This window comes from Aestuariivivens sediminicola (assembly GCF_022662015.1).
GTDB lineage: Bacteria > Bacteroidota > Bacteroidia > Flavobacteriales > Flavobacteriaceae > Aestuariivivens > Aestuariivivens sediminicola.
Genome location: NZ_JAKMCM010000002.1, coordinates 596,502 through 614,349, shown reverse-complemented (window position 1 = coordinate 614,349; position 17,848 = coordinate 596,502). Strand labels below are relative to the sequence as shown.

The window sequence follows — 17,848 nt, the reverse complement described above, 5'->3', positions numbered from 1 at the left end:
ATAACTTATCCGCTTTTGAGCCTGCAAACATAATACTCTTTTAGCTTTACACAACACCTTTTTAAACCTTTTTTTTAACAATACAATATCCACCTCACTAACTGCCTATCTATGCGGTGGTTATACCATATTTTTTTTCTGTCCTTTTCGGAATCTCTCCAAGGGTTTCATACGAGGTATTGAAAATAGACCCTATAATAACCTCCAACATATGAAATCGGAAATTTCCAAGGAAAAGCCTTAGTGATTGAAGCCTGGTCCGAGCGCCTTTGTTGCCATGCCTTATGTTATAGGATTACTTCTTTGGCCGTTACACGCATGGCCTACAAAAAGCGACTACCTAAAGCACAACCCCGACACCCAGTTATGGTGGAGGGGAACGCCCAATTCATTCATTATAAGAAAAAATTCCAAACGACTCCAAAACGCACCACAAAATCTCTGTACGGGGTATTCGGAGCTGCAAAATACGTATAGCCTGTGAAAGGGGCGTTGAAATGTTCAGCTTTCAGATAAATTCTGGTCTGTCTGATCTTGGCATTGACAAAAAAATCGAGTCTCGGGAATCCACCATATTCCTTTTCATTCTGTACATAAAATTCAGCCAGCAACGGACTATAGTCGTTCATATAGTATTCGGTGAAATAATTGAATATGACCCCCGTTTGCAGGAACATGGCTTTTTTAAATACATGACTTGAAAAATATAAGGTGTTTCTGGTAATGAGTTCCGGCACGTTAAACACATTATTGTCATTCTGTACATTTTGATACATGACTGTATTGTTCAGCGCAAACTTTCCGTACTTCAATTCATTGACGAGTTTCACCCTGAGATAGGTAATGGATGCATCGGATTGAAAGGGTCGCACGGTACTGGATACCGGATCTTCTGCAAGGTATACATAATCATTTATGGTGGAGTAGTCTATTGTGATATCTGCAAGATCCCGATACTTCATTTGAAATGCCAACTGCTGGGACTCTATATTATTAAAAGGGTTCTGCCAGTTATAATTCGTATACTGGCTCTGATAGAGCAGCATATTATAATTTGGTGCCTTGGAGCTATGGTTAATGGTAGCCTTGGCAAAAACATCCTCATTCAATTTAAATGTTGCATGTGCCTTTAAAAAATTACCATCGAAGTCACCCGAAACATTCAAGCCTAACTCCCCCTGGAGTTCGAAACCCCTGAATGCCTTACGGTACTTCCCACCTGCTGAAACGATATCCCCTTTTAACCTGTTGGTGATATCGATCCCATTTGGCAGGTCTCTAAACAATGAGTTGTACCCGTAGTTATAGTTATTGTGATTCAGGTTAAATTCCACATCGCCTAAAATGTTATTACTATAGTTGACAGACACTTTATTGTAGAAGTGTTCCAGAGTCACTTTATCTTTTATGGAATTTTCAGAGGCCTCCCCAAAAATAGATGTCGCCGGTGCCGATTGAGTGTATTCATAGAACTTATCCTCGAAAGACATGACATGACCAATACTTAACTTATTTTTGGATAGAGAATCCTTTTTTTGAATGATATGGTACACATGATCTAAATGAAATCGTTTACCCTTTAAAATACTCTCGGCATTTTCGAAATTGACCTCCAGAAGCGAACGGTCCAGGAATTCTTCAATACCACTTTCAAAATTTTCGACCATGTCGTCTCTCAAACCGCCATTTTCCTGGTTTAAAAGATCCTGCATCACAATATGACCACGCATATGGTACTGATTATTTTTTGTTGTATAATTCGTAGTAAACCTAAAGTTACCCGTACTGGTTAACAAATGCTGGTAATTTCCCAGAGACCGCAATCCTTTATAAGCAATTGAAAAATTAAACTGTGGAGAGCTATTAACGGTAAAAAACGAATCCGCTAACTGACCTTGCTCAAATGCAGTCTTAAAGAATAGTTCTGTTAAGGGTGTCGGCACCCTGTAATAATTTATGTCCTGAATTTCCATATAATTAAAATGACGCGCCCGTGCACCGAAAAGCGGCATCAAATGGGTACTCTGGAAATCTTTTGTGAGCGTATTATAAGTTTGCCCCAGATTTGAGAATGGCATTAATCCAAAGTTATCCTTTCTCAAATAATTGAACTTGTATTCTTTTTGAATGGTTAAGGTCGTGTCGACATGTGTTGTATCGTTTAGATAGGACACTATAAGGTAGTCTTCAATTTTAGCATTAACATTCTTAATATCCTTAATCCCTGTGCTTGCTCTTTGGGCTGCACTAAGGGTATCCTGCCGAGCCGGATTATTCCGCCCCCCTTGAGGACGCAACCCTTGTACCTGCGCATGGCCAACACCAATCAAACACAATAGCATACTTATTGAAACACTCTTTTTAAACATGTGAGCTGTAATTGTATTTGTGAGTTGAAACCATCCTTTATATGATCTGACCTTTTGAAGATGTACAAAAAAGAAGTATCTGTAATACCATTCGAACTATTATTCGTCACAAATGTAATTATTTGAACTATAAAAGACTTTAATTTTTTCAATAAAGAAAGCCAACATGTTTATGCTGGCTTTCTTCTCTATTTACCACCTGTAAAAGATGGCCTTTCGAATATTTAATTTGAGTTAGTCGGCTACAAACATCTAAATATTATCTTAATTATCCAAACAAAAAGTTATAAAAAGCAGCATTAATCACGTAGAGTCTTGAATATTTGATAATTATACCCCTTATTATTTGTGTAAAATTTAAAATAATACATTTATTTTGACTAATCAATAAATATTTCGCATGCTAATGATAAAATCATAAAATGATTACTGACCCGCCCTGTCATTTCAGAAATCCCTAGATTTGTATGCTAATATAAACGATGTTAACACGTAATTATTCGGGACATATCTTGGAATGCGGCACAGATGAAGCAGGAAGAGGCTGTTTAGCCGGTCCTGTAACAGCAGCTGCCGTTATTTTACCGGAACACTTTAATAACAGCATTTTAAATGACTCCAAACAGCTTTCCGAAACCAAACGCATTCAGTTAAAACCAATTATTGAAATGGATTCCATTTGTTTTGGGGTGAGCCATATCGATCAGAATGATATCGATAGCCTCAACATTTTAAATGCCTCCATTCTCGCCATGCACAAAGCCATTGAACGCCTTAAACCATCTCCACAATTTATTTTAGTTGATGGTAACCGATTTAAGCCCTTCAAAGACATTTCACATGAGACCATTATAAAAGGGGATGCCAAATTTATGAGCATTGCAGCTGCATCTGTTTTGGCGAAAACCTACAGAGATTTGTATATGGATAAAATACACGATGAATTCCCGATGTATAACTGGAAAAAAAATAAAGGGTATCCCACCAAAGAGCATCGTGAGGCCATTAGAAAATATGGTATTACAAAATACCATCGCAGATCGTTTAAATTATTGCCCGAACAATTAAAATTTGATTTTTAAATAGTTTTGAACTCCTTAAAAATATAGTAGGTTTGCAAAAAAGACCGGTATCGATGAGATTTTTATGTTTTGTACTTCTAACAACTTTCATTTTAAGCTGTACAAATTTTAAAGCAAAGCATTCAAAACTTATTGACTATATTCCTAACGATGCTTCATTGATTATCGAAACGAATTCCCTGGAGGGACTCGGGAGTAACTTAAAGAATAACGTGTTCCTTGAACAGTTCGCTTCAACAGCCGCGTACAAGGCCATATCAGCAAAATTGGAATTTACCCATTTGTTAAAACCGACTGAAAACGTGCTATTTGGTTTCGGGCGAAATAAAAATGACAGTTTGGAATTTACCATCGTTACGCCTTATCATCAGGACCTGTTCAAAAGGGATTCCCTAAAGGACTATCTTGAAGAAGAGCTTGAGTACAACGGTAAATCTGTATTAAAATCAACCTTCAGAAATCACAGCGTTTACAGTAGAATTATCGATAGCGTATTTATAGCTTCCTCATCTAAAGATGTCATAGATGCCATTGATAATTACGATTTTGCTGAAGACGGTTTGGAAAAAATATACAGTACAACCGACGCCAATAAGACCCTATCGGTAATTGTAAAGCCCGACAATCCTTTTATCAGGTCCCTGTTTGTTAATGATTCCATAAGCTATCAGGCATTTACCGATTACCTGGCTGTTGACATGGATATGAATCAACGGAAATTGGAATTCCATGGTGTGGCGAAAACATCAGATACCACCATGCTTTTATTGGACACCTTCAAGCAGACGATTCCACAGGAAAATCAGTTACAACACCTTACCCCTACCAATAGTGATGGCTGTATGAGTTTGACCTTTAATGACTTTTCCGTATTTCATGATAACCTCAATACCTACCTAAAAGGTGATGCCAGCTCTCATACGGACCCGCTGTTCGAACATAGTGTTGAAATTGGTGTTATATATGAAGGCGAACAGAGGGCGGTAGCTTTAAATTCTATTGATGTGATTGCCACGAGTGACGCCTTATTGGCTGAACAAACGGTAATTGATACCTTCCGGCAGATAGAAATTTTTAGTTTTAGTCGTCCAGATGTGTTTGCTGAAACCTTTTCTCCGTTTCTTACCCAAACAGGTTTCAGCATGTACTGTGTACTGGATTCATTTTTTGTATTTGCAGCCGATATGGACCTGCTTCAAAACATCATTGCGAACTACCAAAACAATACCACCATAGGAAAATCAACTTCTTTTATGGAGATTCAAAATCATTTGAGCAGTGCCTCTTCGGTCATGATGATCCTCAATGGCAACACCCTTGAAAATACCATTTCAAAGTCCTTTACTGAAACCTTAAAGGTGAATCTGGATGCGTATAAATTCTCTGCACTTCAGTTTGTGTATGATTCTGATTTTGCTCATGTTAACGGTATTATAAGTAAAAGTAAGCCACAGATCAGGGATCGATCCATTACTGAAGAGTTCAGCATAAAATTGGATGCTGATGTATTGAACAGGCCACAATTCGTAACGAATCACAGGAGCGGAGACAAAGAAATTGTTGTACAGGATATTCAAAACAATTTGTATTTAATCTCAAATGACGGTAAAGTGCTTTGGAAAAAGCAACTGCATGGCCCCATTCTGGGAACTGTCGAACAAATCGATATGTACAAAAACGGACGCTTACAACTCGCATTCGCAACACCTCATCGTCTATACGTCATTGACAGAAACGGTAAAGATGTTGCTCCATTTCCCGGAAAATTCAATGACGAGATCACACAACCCCTTTCGGTATTCGATTACGATAAAAACAAGAGGTATCGTTTGTTGGTTACTCAGGGTCGCAATGTACTCATGTACAATACACAAGCCAAAATCGTATCCGGATTCACCTTTAAGAAAGCAAAAGGGAGCCTTGTGCATCAACCACAGCATTTTAGAATCGGTAGTAAAGATTACTTAACCATCAAAACCGGGAACCAACTGTATATTTTAGATCGTACAGGTAAGAACAGGGTGGTCCCAAAAACGAATTACACCTATTCCAACGAGGCGCTTTATTTGTACAGAAACAAATTTACAACGACTACAGCCGATGGAAAACTGGTAACTATCGATACCCGGGGTAATACCGGGGTTCAGGATTTAAACCTGGGTGATCAACACCATATTTTTACCTCATCAAAGAGTCTGGTTGCTCAAAGCGATAATAAACTCTCCATCAAAGGGAAAACGAGGGAACTTGATTATGGGTCGTATTCGCCACCTGAACTGTTCTACATAAATGATAAAATCTATGTTGCCATTACGGACAGACAGGCTCAAAAAGTATATCTCTTTGATAGCCAGAATGACCTAATCCCAAATTTCCCGGTCTATGGAAACACCCTCATAGATCTGGATAATATTGATCAAGACAGAAATTTAGAATTTGTCACACAAGGAGACAGCAACTCCATCATTCTCTATCAAATGAATTAGTTTGAAAAAAAATATCCTAGGCACCATGTTGCTTATCGCAAAGTAATTCATATATTTATAAGCACTATGAATCAATCCATTACAAGCTTCAGGCCCCGTTTAAAACAAACTTACACAACCGTTAATTAGATGATATTTAAAACAAGTCCTCAAATCTAGGGCGTCAAAACATTTGTTTTGGCGCTCATTTTTTTAGGTGTCTGCCAAATCTTGCACATATCGCGTATTATCAGGTTTTATTGCTGAATAATTGCATACCTAACTTATTGACCCATCCGTTTTTTAAAAAATATTAGTCTCATCAGAATTTTTTTTTATTAACTTGGGAGGCATGAAATCTTCCGGCAGCGATACCTCAAAAAATAAAACATTTGATTACGACAAGGAATTGGGCAAACTCCATATCGAGTTGGTTCACCTGCAGGAGTGGGTCAAAAGTCAGGGCCTCAAAGTGGTCATTATTTTTGAAGGCAGGGATGCCTCAGGTAAAGGGGGTACCATAAAGCGTTTTACTGAACCCCTGAATCCCCGGGTGTGCAAAGTGGTGGCCTTAGGTGTTCCAACGGAAAAAGAGAAGACACAATGGTATTTTCAAAGGTATGTTGAGCATTTACCCCATGCCGGTCAGATTGTACTTTTTGACCGGAGCTGGTATAACAGGGCCGGTGTTGAGAAGGTGATGGGTTTTTGTACGGAAAAAGAATACCGGGAGTTTCTGCGCTCCTGTCCGGAGTTTGAACGTATGTTGGTCAGGTCCGGTATCATCCTCTTGAAATATTGGTTTTCTGTGAGCGATGAGGAACAGGAAAGACGTTTTAAAAATCGTATAAAGAATCCACTGAAACGCTGGAAATTCAGCCCTATGGATGTGGAGTCACGATCCAGATGGCTGGAATATTCGAGAGCTAAAGACGTTATGTTTGCCCATACCGACACCAAACAAGTACCCTGGTATGTGGTAAATTCAGATAACAAGAAAAAGGCCAGACTCAATTGTATTAGCCATGTGCTTAGCAAGATTCCTTATCAAAGAATGAAAATTGAGCCTATTGAATTACCCGAACTGCCTGACGATCACGCCTATGTTCGCCCTCCTATGGATTACCAGACCTTTATCCCGGAGAAGTATTAGAAGAATTCCCTGTATTGTAAAACTCGAAAATCAAAGGTATTGAAATTGGGATTCGCTGCTTTCAGTTGTTTGTACAGCGGTATACTGCCAATGGCTCTGTTGGCACTGCCCGAGGCCGAGGTCAGTGATACTGTTTTAATAAGGCGTGCCCCCTTCTGATATGGTGTTTTTGAGTTACTGTTCTCACTCGGAAGGACAAAACGATGTATCCTTGGAATGTCTTCCGATACCAATTCTAATTTCAATCCATAGTCTCTTAAATGTTTTCTAAAGAAAAACTCCGGACCGTTTTTGCTGTTTCCTCCGGTAAACAAAATGGTTTTAATACTCGGATATTGCTTTAAATAGCCTATCACATCGCGCAGTACTACGTCCTGCATTCCGAGATCTGAAGCATCTATTTTCTCCCGAACACAACTTTCAACAATATCGCATATCCCTATTTTATGGTCGATTAAAAACTGTTTTCGTTCTGCTACGGCTTCACCGGAATTGTCGTACCGTAGGTTTAAACTGTAAATGGTATCGATATACAACCATAAGGAATTGTAATAACTGCCATAACAGAAATCTACATCCCTTTCTAAGAGATCACCAGTTGAAAAACGCGGGGGTGGCAGGGTACCTACAATTAATTTTTGGGTATCCGATGTTATGAAAGGGGGATATGGATGTCGATGCTTGAACACTATATTGCCGTTTACCTAAAATTTCTTATTTTAAGAGTACCAAAATATAAAAATCAGAGCGTAATTATTTTTTTACGTTTAAACGCATCAACATGTAACACGATATCTTATGGGAAAAGGTGATAAAAAAACAAAACGCGGAAAAATAAACCGGGGTACCTTTGGTGTAAGGCGACCAAGAATTAAGAAAAAAACACCAGTCGAAACTAAAATTAACGTAGGGTCCAAGGCAGAACCAAAATAGACACTACCTTATAAAAACCAGTTCTGTTTCTGTAGACATGGGTTCGCTGTAATTATATCCTTCGTAATTGAACCCTTTGATATCGTCTATTGTATTGGCATTGGTATCCACAATATATCTGGTCATATAGCCGCGGGCCAGCTTGGCATAGGTCATGATCGATTTATATTCACCGTTTTTAAAATCTTTGAAGGTAGCGGTTACGACAGGTACTTTTAGATTTTTGGTATCTATGGCCTTGAAATATTCATTACTGGCCAGGTTAAGGAACAATTCTCCCTCCTGGAGTTCATCGTTCAATGCTTTAACAATAGCCTTCTTCCAGAATTGATAAAGGTTTTTATATTTACCTACCGGTAGTTTGGTTCCCATTTCTAAACGATAGGGTTGTATGAGATCGGTGGGTTTAAGCACGCCGTAAAGACCTGATAAAATGCGCACCTTATCCTGTAGAATCTCGATCTTTTCTTTTGGGATGGTATAGGCATCCAATGCGCGATACACATCACCACTGAAGGCATAAATAGCCGGTCTTGCATTATCCGTGGAAAACGGCAACTCCCAACTCTGGTTACGTTCGTAATTCAACTGTCCCAAAGCATCTGAGATACTCATAAGCTTTGATAAACTCCTGGCCGATTTCTTTCGAAGCACTTTGTTAAGACGCTCCGAGGCCTGCAGAAACTGAGGCTGGGTGAATTTATCGGTTGGTAATTGACTTTCAAAATCCAACGATTTTGCTGGTGATAATACAAGTTTCATCTCCTCTATTTTTTGTGGTCAAATTTACAATTCCTGATATACATTTAAAAAAAGCCGTGATAAATTTTGTTGATGGAGGTATAAGTCGTAAAAACCAAAACAGCGGCTAAAATACAGTGCTAAACCCAATTCTCAACCATCCATATCCATATGCCTGGCATAACCACGCCACTTATCGATACATTCCTGCATATCCTCAGGCAGGGCCGCTTCAAATTGAAGAAATTCGCCTGTTGTTGGATGTTTAAATCCTAAAGTTCTTGCGTGAAGGGCCTGTCGTGGAAGAATCTTAAAACAGTTTTCCACAAACTGCTTGTACTTCGTAAAGGTAGTGCCTTTTAAAATGCGCTCACCACCGTAACGTTCGTCATTGAACAGGGTGTGCCCAATATGTTTCATATGCACTCTTATCTGATGTGTTCGCCCCGTTTCCAATTTACAAGACACCAAGGTCACATAACCAAACCGTTCGAGCACCTTATAGTGCGTTATCGCGGGCTTCCCTTTGTCCGCCTCGTCGTCACTAAAAACCGTATTTTGTAATCTGTTCTTAGGATGCCTTCCTATATGACCTTCGATGGTACCCTCATCGGATTCCACATTGCCCCAAACCAGTGCGACATATTCTCGCTCACTCGTTTTCTCCGCAAATTGCAGAGACAGGTCGTTCATCGCCTTTTCGGTCTTCGCAATAACAAGCAATCCACTGGTGTCTTTATCAATTCTATGCACCAGACCCGGGCGCTCACTGGAATTGTTTGGCAAATTATCAAAACGATAGATCAAAGCATTGATGAGGGTTCCGGAATAATTTCCATGACCTGGGTGCACCACCATGCCGGCAGGTTTATTCACCACCAAAAGGTCCTGATCCTCGTAGACCACATCGATGGGAATATTCTCTCCTACCAATAAATGCTCGTGCGGCGGATGGGTGAACAACACTCGGATTTGATCATCGGGTTTCACCTTGTAATTTGATTTTACAGCAATCCCGTTAACCACAATACTGCCGTTTTTTGCAGCAGCCTGAATTTTGTTTCGTGTGGCATTTTCAACAAAATTCATTAAATACTTATCGATGCGCAAAGGTGATTGTCCCTTATCTACGGTAAAGGCATAATGTTCATAAAGTTGATCATCGTCCTGTTGTGAAGTGTAATCGTCCATTTCAAGGTCTCTTGCCATTCCCCAGAACGAGATCTATCACCGCCGTTTTTGGGAGTTTATCACCGGGATTTATGGGGCTACCCTTATGTTTTAAACCTAAAACGATATCCTTGCCAATGTTATCCACATAGGTCAAGGTTCCAATTTTAAATTCCAAGGCCTCTAATGTACTTTTGGCCAGCCTAAAGGTTTTATCTTCTAAATTCGGCACCAAGATTTGCCGATAGCCTGAGGGATTCAAGGTTAAATAAATCTTCCGGTTCTCCTTGACCTTTGCTCCGGGTTTGGGATCCTGGTCGATAACCGAAAACTTTGGATAATCCGGATTGTAATTCGCAGAATCCTGAATTTGCATCACTAAATTGTTATCCTTCAATTCCACTTCCGCTAGGTTGATGGATTTCCCCGTAAGATTGGGAACCGTCTCAAAATCGCCATGATTTGTCGACATATTCAGCCATTTAAGTGCTATAAAACTCAGTACCACGATCGCAACCACGGCCAATATAATTTGTTTGAGAAAGACTTTACTTAAAAGGAACTTAATAATGCTCATGAATTGGGTTTTCTTTCAGGCAAATATATAAAAACAGAACTGTTTTTTCTTTTGCGATTTATATGATATTTTAGCTTAACTTACAATAGGTACGTTTTATTGTTCGTTTTAGATTGATCTTTACCTTATGAAAAAAAATATCGCCATCGTTATGGGTGGGTACTCCAGCGAGTTCCAAATATCCTTAAAAAGCGGCAACGTGGTTTTTGAAACATTGAATCCTTTAAAATATAATGCCTATCGTATACATATCTTAAAGGACAAATGGGTTTATGTTGATGACGAAGCACATGAATTTCCTGTAGATAAAAATGATTTTTCGATTACTATTTCGGGTAAGAAGATAACATTCGACTGCGTCTTTAATGCCATCCACGGGTCTCCGGGAGAGGACGGGATGATACAGGCTTATTTTGAGTTACTGGATATACCGCATACGAGTTGCGGTATGTATCAGGCCAGTTTAACGTTTAACAAACGGGATTGTTTGAGTGTTTTAAGACCCTATGGCATAAAAACCGCCACTTCTTATCATCTGAATCTTGGGGATGCCATTGATGAAAATGAGATTTTGAACAAGGTAGGCCTACCCTGCTTTGTCAAGGCCAATAAAGCGGGCAGCAGTTTTGGGATTACAAAAGTGCATCGTAAGTCCGATCTGCAAAATGCGATTGATGTTGCCTTTAAGGAAGATGATGAAATCATCATTGAATCCTTTTTAGATGGCACCGAAGTCTCTGTGGGTGTTATTACCTATAAGGGAGAAACCAAAGTATTGCCTATTACCGAAATTGTTTCGGACAATGATTTTTTCGATTATGAGGCCAAGTATCTGGGTAAATCTCAGGAAATCACTCCGGCACGCTTATCACCCGAGGAAGAAGCCAAGGTAAACACCCTTGCCAGACTGGTCTATGATAAACTGAAATTATCCGGGTTTAGTCGCAGCGAATATATTTTCAAGGACGGTGAACCACACTTATTGGAAGTTAATACCGTACCGGGGTTCACCAAGGAAAGTATTTTACCGCAACAGGCCGCAGCTGCCGGAATTGCGCTGGAAGACCTTTTTGGCAATGCCATTGAGGAGGCTTTACTCAAATCGTAACCGGACGAACTACGCCCCCGTTTAAGAAAAGAAGATCCTTTAGGCAGACCTTTTCGAAGTCATGCTTTTGTCGTCTAAATGTTCTAAGCACGATAGGTTCAAAAACACCTGTGAATTTTGAAAATTCACAGGTGTTTTTTGAAAATTCACAGGACAATTTTAGCATATCTTCCCTATAGAATGTTAAAGATAAGACCAGAGCTTTACAAAATTGTACTTATGATTTCTAATAAAGAACACAAGGGGTTCCTCCTATAGTCCTTTCTATGATGCCACACGATAAGCTCGGGACAGGAAACTAAATTTGTTTTAAGCATGAACTCATTGTATCTTTAACTCAATAATAAGGCAATCCCTTTGTTAATTGAAGAACACCGATGAAACGCGCACTATTTCCAGGATCCTTTGATCCTCTAACATTAGGGCACTATGATATCATTAAACGCGGTCTGACCGTTTTTGATGAAATTATTGTAGCCATTGGAATTAATGCCAATAAAAGCTATATGTTTTCTCTTGAAGAGCGTCAAGCCTTTATTGAAAAGGCCTTTGCTGATGAATCGCGAATAAAGGTCATGACCTACACAGGGCTGACAGTCGATTTTTGCACACGGATTGGGGTTGAATTCATTTTGCGCGGATTGCGGAACCCGGCCGACTTTGAATTTGAAAAGGCCATTGCACATACGAATCGAGATCTTGCGCCTATTGAAACCGTTTTTCTCCTTACCTCGGCACAGACCTCTTACATATCGTCTTCCATTGTTCGGGATGTGATTAAGAACAATGGCGACTACACCAAACTTGTCCCGGAGAGTGTGCGGGTGAAGTGATGCTTTGCAGGTAGACTGACCTCCTGATAATTTTACTCGAACTTATATGCTGCCAAACCTTTGGTAAAGGCCTCAGGGTTCTCAGCAAGATAATAGCGCGGGTCATCCACAGCCTCAACAATGACTTCTCTGAATTTGGGACTGGACTTATAGAGTAAGACCTTACAATCCTCACTCAGATGGGTTAACTTGATTTTTTTACCGGCGGCTTCGTATTTATGGACCAAATTAAATATGGCCTCAATGGCCGAATGATCGCTTACCCGTGATTCAATAAAATCGACTTCAACTTTATCCGGATCGTTTTTTACGTCGAATTTTTCATTGAAGGCTATAATAGATCCAAAAAACAATGGTCCCCATATTTCATAGACTTTAGTACCATCTTCTTTCATGCGCTTTCTGGCGCGAATGCGCTTGGCATTTTCCCATGAAAAGACCAATGCACTGATAATAACCCCTGCAATGACCGCTATAGCCAAATCAAATACCACGGTTAGTGCCGAAACTGCCACCAGAACAATAACATCGCTCATGGGAATCTTGTTTAAAATTCTAAAACTACTCCATGCGAATGTTCCTATGACCACCATAAACATAACACCTACCAATGCCGCAATTGGAATCTGCTCAATATAGGATGCCCCGAAAAGGATGAACATGAGCAAAAGTACAGCGGCAACTATACCCGATAAGCGTGTTCTTCCGCCAGATTTTATATTGATCAGCGATTGCCCGATCATGGCACAACCTCCCATGCCACCAAAAAAACCAGTTATGATATTGGCCCCACCCTGAGCCATGCACTCCCGGTTGGCATTCCCTCGGGTTTCCGTCAGTTCATCAATTAAATTAAGGGTCATCAGGGATTCTATGAGTCCGATAGCAGCAAGTATTAATGCATAGGGCCCGATGAATGACAGGGTTTGCCAATTCCATGGAATTTTATGAAATAGGTCCATCTGAAACTGAGGCAGTCCTCCTTTTAAACCCTCTCCTCCTCCATCTCTGATAAAGCTCCCAACCGTGGCCACATCCATATCTCCAAAAATGACAATGGCAGAGACCACTAATATGCCTATTAAGGCTTCAGGTAATTTTTTTGTTAGCCTGGGTAAACCGTACATGATCCCCATGGTAAGGCCAACCAATGCAAACATAACCCACAGTTGCGTTCCTTCAAACCAATCCCCTCCGGCATCTTTAAACATACCCAATTGGGATAAAAAAATGACTATGGCCAGTCCATTGACGAAGCCCATCATCACGGGATGCGGTATCAATCTCACAAACTTGCCAAGCTTCAGGATACCGGCCAACATCTGTATGATGCCCATTATTATTACTGTGGCAAACAAATAATAGAGTCCCAGGTTTTCGCCTTCAATTCCCATCGCATTTCCTTCTGCAACAAGACTCACCATAACAACGGCCAGCGCTCCTGTAGCACCGCTAATCATACCCGGGCGTCCTCCAAAAATCGAAGTTACCAACCCAATCATAAAGGCCGCATATAACCCCACCAGAGGATCGACACCTGCAACGAAAGCAAAGGCAACAGCTTCAGGCACCAGAGCAAGTGCTACGGTTATTCCACTTAAAATATCATCCTTAACGTTTGCCGCCCGCTTTCTTATAAATGCAGTCATAATGGTTTGCTTTAAAAAGCGGCAAATTTAGGCCTAATAAACAGAAGCACAAACCCGATGGCGATCTTATTCCAAATAATGGGACTAAAACGTTTGAAATAGAAATAATTGTAAAAAATGTCTCGGCAGGTCATATAAAAACCAATACATTTGATGATAAACACACGCATTTGAGATAATTTAACCCATGTTATATCCTCTACGATACGTAAATCTGAGTTTCGTATTCCTATTTACCATTCATTTTTTAACGGGTCAGACTGTTGATTTTCAAACGCATTTTGAAAAAAGCAGCGGTCTGGAAACGGCCACTTACGAGCAAACCATTGCCTTTTATACTGATCTGTCTGAAGCCTATCCGGACCTAGCCATCGACAGTATTGGTGAAACGGATTCCGGAAAACCCCTTCACTATGTTGTCTTGAACAAGGACAGGAATTTTCATTTTTCAGACATTCGCCAAAACAATAAGAGGATAATTTTCATTAACAATGGTATTCATCCGGGAGAACCTGATGGCATCGATGCCACAATGCTCTTGTTCAGGAATCTTGTTCAAGGCAAAATCCCTATTCCGAAACATACCGTATTAGTTACCATACCCCTTTATAATATTGGGGGGAGCCTCAATAGAAATTCTAAAACCAGAACCAACCAGAATGGACCCGAGGTCCATGGTTTTAGGGGTAACGCCAGGAACTATGATCTGAACCGTGATTTCGTGAAATGTGATACTAAAAATGCACGGGCGTTTAACCTTCTCTACCATAAGATTCAACCTGATGTCTTTATTGACACACACGTAAGCAATGGGGCAGATTACCAATACACCCTCTCTCATTTGTTTACGCAACACGATAAGTTGGGAGGTGAACTCGGATGGTACTTACATACGCGTATGATGCCTAAATTAGAAGAAAAACTATCTGAAAAACAATGGGATATTACACCTTATGTTAATGTCTTCAACAGCCCTCCAGAACAGGGATTTTCTCAGTTTTTTGATACGCCGCGCTATTCAACAGGGTACACCGGTTTATTCAATACCCTGGGTATGATGGTAGAAACGCACATGTTGAAACCTTATGAGCAACGTGTAAAAGGCACTTACGAATTATTGCGTAGTATGATCGAGATCGTAGAAGAAGATGCAGATACCATTACAACCCTAAGAGCAAAGGCTTTTCACAAATATAGAATTGGTGATTCCTATCCAATACTATGGAAACTCGATCCGAACAGAACCACTCTGATAAATTTCAAGGGATATGAGGCTCAGATTTTACAAAGCGCTGTTACGGGTCATGACCGACTCAGGTATGATCGAGAAAGCCCCTACACCAAAACGATTGCTTACCAAAATAATTTTGTGCCTCAATTGGAAATCACCATACCAAGAGCGTATATCATCCCCCAGGGATGGCATAGGATCCTGGATCTGTTAAAATTGAATGGCGTTGAAATGGTTCCCCTGGAAAAGGATTCGTTAATCCAAACCGAATCGTACAGGATCACCCATTTTGAAACCGTCGAAACACCCTTTGAAGGCCATTACCTTCACAAAAATACCAGAGTGAACACTTCTTTGGGAACCCACATGTTTAAGGCGGGTGATCTGATCGTTCCAACCGGCCAATACGCCATGAGATACCTCTTAGAATCCTTGGAACCTATGGCTGTTGATTCTTTTTTTAATTGGAATTTCTTCGATACGATTTTACATCAAAAAGAACACTTTTCTCCTTATGTATGGGAAGACAAGGCTTTGGAAATGTTGAATAACAATGTGCAACTGAAGGAAGACTTTGAAAATCGAAAACGTCAGGATAGCGCATTTTCAGAAAACTGGTACGCCCAGCTCGACTGGCTGCACAAACGAAGCGATTATTATGAAAAGGCACATTTGCACTATCCCATTCACAGAATACACCCTTAAATCAACATTCTAATGTTGGCATAGGAATTATCCAGAGCTTCATGCATCTGCGACCCGTTCAACCATTCCACCCTGGTGATGCCTTCATTCTCCTGAGCTACGAGATGCCCTGAAAAACTGGTTCTCATCTCAAACCAATAGGTAATCTTTATTTTATGTCGTCCATTGCGTTTGAAGATGTGATAGGTGGTCTCAAGAGGTTTTACAATTTCCAAGCCTCCAACTCCTGTTTCTTCCATCACTTCTCTCAGTGCCGTGCGTTCTATGGACTCATTGCCCTCTATTTTACCTTTGGGTAAATCCCATTTATCATTTCGATAAATGAATAGCACTTTCCCGTTATCATTGTATACCTTCCCACCACCTGCAATAACGTTGGGCAACCTTTTGAGAAACTTTTTTAATAATTTTTCCTTTTTATGATGTATAAGGCGTACCTCCCTCAGATCGGTCTTGTTCAGCTCTCTAATGACCTTACCAATATTAACGGTGTCTAACAAATAGTTTTTAAACCCCTGCTCCAACTCAACTTTATCTGTTAACACTATTGGTTTGTCTCCAACAAAAACTTGATACATTATAAAGGTCTTCGGTTTGGTTTCGGTAAAAATATCATTTTTCACAACAAATTAAAATTGTTAAAAAAAATATTTTAATTCCAAATATGAGATCCCCTAAAACTAAATTAATGTGTAATTTTGCATTTATGATTTTTAATAAACATACCGCCAGAAAAACGGCAGAGGTGTTATTACAGGTTAATGCCATAAAACTAAGTCCGAAGGACCCTTTTACCTGGGCTTCCGGTTGGAAATCGCCGATATATTGTGATAACCGGATTATATTGTCCTATCCTCATATTAGAAATTATATTCGTGAGGTCATGGGGAAACAAATAGAAAAGCAATATGGTAAACCCGATGCCATAGCAGGTGTGGCAACAGGGGCCATTGGTATTGGAATGTTGGTTGCCGAGTATTTGGGCTTACCCTTTATTTATGTAAGACCGGATGCCAAAGGCCACGGTCGAAAAAATCAGATTGAAGGCTATATAGAACCCGGTCAGAAAGTTGTGGTTGTCGAAGACCTCATCAGCACCGGGAAAAGTAGTTTAAATGCGGTAAAGGCCTTAAGGGAGGCCGGGGTAATCGTGAAGGGTATGATTGCTATCTTTTCTTATGGTTTTGACGTCGCTGCCCAGAACTTTTTGAAGGCCGATGTGAAGCTCCAGACCCTGGGTAATTACAACAGTTTGCTGGAACAGGCTGTCTATACCAATTATATCTCGGAAAAAGAATTAAAGGCTTTATCCGAATGGAATGAAAATCCCGGTGAATGGAGCCCGAAGTAATGGGCATTCCAAGGGCTGAAGTCTTAAACGCATACCATCTAAAATAGAGGTGAATTGACATATACAAAACGATGAATTTAGAATCCCCGAAAATTACAATTGATAAGCCGGCCCAAGAGGTGTTTAATTTTTTGTCCGACCTTAAAAACTTTGAATCCCTGATGCCCGAAAACATCAGTAACTTTGAAATCCTCGAGGCCGATAAATTCCTTTTTGCATTAAAGGGGATGCCTGAAATTGTATTAAAATTAAAAGAGGTAAATGCACCAAGTAAAATTGTTTTAGGCGCTGCAGGAGGTAAAATCGATTTTTCCCTAACCGGTGAGATTCATGAAATCAATCCAACAACTAGTGATGTTCAATTGCGGTTTAACGGGGACTTTAACCCCATGATGGCCATGATGATCAGAGGGCCAATTACGAAATTCATAGAAACCTTGGTCTCAAATATTCCCACTGCCATCTAGTACATTATGCCCTG

At 40.0% G+C, this 17,848-nt stretch carries 16 protein-coding genes; 9 read left to right on the top strand and 7 right to left on the bottom strand.

Annotated elements, in window-relative coordinates; translation table 11 throughout:
* Positions 1-395: 395 nt before the first annotated feature.
* Positions 396-2,369 (bottom strand): putative porin, encoded by a 1,974-nt coding sequence (locus MR041_RS07500; protein WP_242092984.1) that lies wholly within the window; start codon positions 2,367-2,369, stop codon positions 396-398.
* A 482-nt stretch (positions 2,370-2,851) separates the two neighbouring features.
* Here MR041_RS07500 and MR041_RS07495 point away from each other — a divergent pair, with 482 nt between their 5' ends.
* From MR041_RS07495 to ppk2, 3 genes are all read left to right on the top strand, one after another.
* A complete protein-coding gene (locus MR041_RS07495; RefSeq protein WP_242092983.1) occupies positions 2,852-3,451 on the top strand; it encodes a ribonuclease HII in 600 nt (199 codons plus the stop codon).
* Positions 3,452-3,504: 53 nt separating this feature from the next.
* Positions 3,505-5,937 carry a ribonuclease HII gene (locus MR041_RS07490; protein WP_242092982.1) on the top strand — a complete coding sequence of 811 codons (2,433 nt, stop codon included), beginning with the start codon at positions 3,505-3,507 and terminating at the stop codon, positions 5,935-5,937.
* Positions 5,938-6,268: 331 nt separating this feature from the next.
* Positions 6,269-7,069 (top strand): polyphosphate kinase 2, encoded by an 801-nt coding sequence (gene ppk2, locus MR041_RS07485; protein WP_242092981.1) that lies wholly within the window; start codon positions 6,269-6,271, stop codon positions 7,067-7,069.
* Here the strand turns inward: ppk2 and MR041_RS07480 are convergent.
* A complete protein-coding gene (locus tag MR041_RS07480) occupies positions 7,066-7,758 on the bottom strand; it encodes a uracil-DNA glycosylase family protein (RefSeq protein ID WP_242092980.1) in 693 nt (230 codons plus the stop codon). The two genes, ppk2 and MR041_RS07480, sit on opposite strands and share 4 nt — an antisense overlap.
* Positions 7,759-7,867: 109 nt before the next feature.
* On the opposite strand from MR041_RS07480, the gene MR041_RS07475 reads away from it, so the two are divergent.
* Positions 7,868-8,002, top strand: coding sequence for a 30S ribosomal protein THX (locus tag MR041_RS07475; RefSeq protein ID WP_242092979.1), 135 nt, complete (start codon positions 7,868-7,870; stop codon positions 8,000-8,002).
* Between the two features lie 3 nt (positions 8,003-8,005).
* Here MR041_RS07475 and yaaA read toward each other — a convergent pair whose 3' ends face one another.
* The 3 genes from yaaA to MR041_RS07460 all read right to left on the bottom strand — a co-directional run bounded on the left by yaaA (position 8,006) and on the right by MR041_RS07460 (position 10,490).
* Positions 8,006-8,764, bottom strand: coding sequence for a peroxide stress protein YaaA (gene yaaA / locus MR041_RS07470; RefSeq protein WP_242092978.1), 759 nt, complete (start codon positions 8,762-8,764; stop codon positions 8,006-8,008).
* 132 nt (positions 8,765-8,896) lie between these two features.
* Complete coding sequence (locus MR041_RS07465) at positions 8,897-9,934, bottom strand: RluA family pseudouridine synthase (protein WP_242092998.1); 1,038 nt, start codon at positions 9,932-9,934, stop codon at positions 8,897-8,899.
* A gap of 1 nt (position 9,935) precedes the next feature.
* Positions 9,936-10,490, bottom strand: coding sequence for a PASTA domain-containing protein (locus tag MR041_RS07460; RefSeq protein WP_242092977.1), 555 nt, complete (start codon positions 10,488-10,490; stop codon positions 9,936-9,938).
* A gap of 127 nt (positions 10,491-10,617) precedes the next feature.
* Between MR041_RS07460 and MR041_RS07455 the strand changes: the two genes are divergently transcribed.
* A complete protein-coding gene (locus tag MR041_RS07455; protein WP_242092976.1) occupies positions 10,618-11,598 on the top strand; it encodes a D-alanine--D-alanine ligase in 981 nt (326 codons plus the stop codon).
* 377 nt (positions 11,599-11,975) lie between these two features.
* Positions 11,976-12,431, top strand: coding sequence for a pantetheine-phosphate adenylyltransferase (gene coaD, locus MR041_RS07450; protein WP_242092975.1), 456 nt, complete (start codon positions 11,976-11,978; stop codon positions 12,429-12,431).
* 32 nt (positions 12,432-12,463) lie between these two features.
* Here the strand turns inward: coaD and MR041_RS07445 are convergent, their stop codons facing one another.
* Positions 12,464-14,080 carry a SulP family inorganic anion transporter gene (locus tag MR041_RS07445; RefSeq protein ID WP_242092974.1) on the bottom strand — a complete coding sequence of 539 codons (1,617 nt, stop codon included), beginning with the start codon at positions 14,078-14,080 and terminating at the stop codon, positions 12,464-12,466.
* A 187-nt stretch (positions 14,081-14,267) separates the two neighbouring features.
* Between MR041_RS07445 and MR041_RS07440 the strand changes: the two genes are divergently transcribed.
* Entirely contained in the window at positions 14,268-16,016 is a 1,749-nt protein-coding gene (locus MR041_RS07440; RefSeq protein WP_242092973.1) for a M14 family metallopeptidase, read from the top strand.
* Here MR041_RS07440 and MR041_RS07435 read toward each other — a convergent pair.
* Positions 16,013-16,594 carry an NUDIX hydrolase gene (locus MR041_RS07435; protein ID WP_242092997.1) on the bottom strand — a complete coding sequence of 194 codons (582 nt, stop codon included), beginning with the start codon at positions 16,592-16,594 and terminating at the stop codon, positions 16,013-16,015. The two genes, MR041_RS07440 and MR041_RS07435, sit on opposite strands and share 4 nt — an antisense overlap.
* 128 nt (positions 16,595-16,722) lie before the next feature.
* On the opposite strand from MR041_RS07435, the gene pyrE reads away from it, so the two are divergent.
* Positions 16,723-17,367 carry an orotate phosphoribosyltransferase gene (gene pyrE / locus MR041_RS07430; protein WP_242092972.1) on the top strand — a complete coding sequence of 215 codons (645 nt, stop codon included), beginning with the start codon at positions 16,723-16,725 and terminating at the stop codon, positions 17,365-17,367.
* A 71-nt stretch (positions 17,368-17,438) separates the two neighbouring features.
* Positions 17,439-17,834, top strand: coding sequence for an SRPBCC family protein (locus tag MR041_RS07425; RefSeq protein ID WP_242092971.1), 396 nt, complete (start codon positions 17,439-17,441; stop codon positions 17,832-17,834).
* The last annotated feature ends 14 nt before the right edge of the window (positions 17,835-17,848 follow it).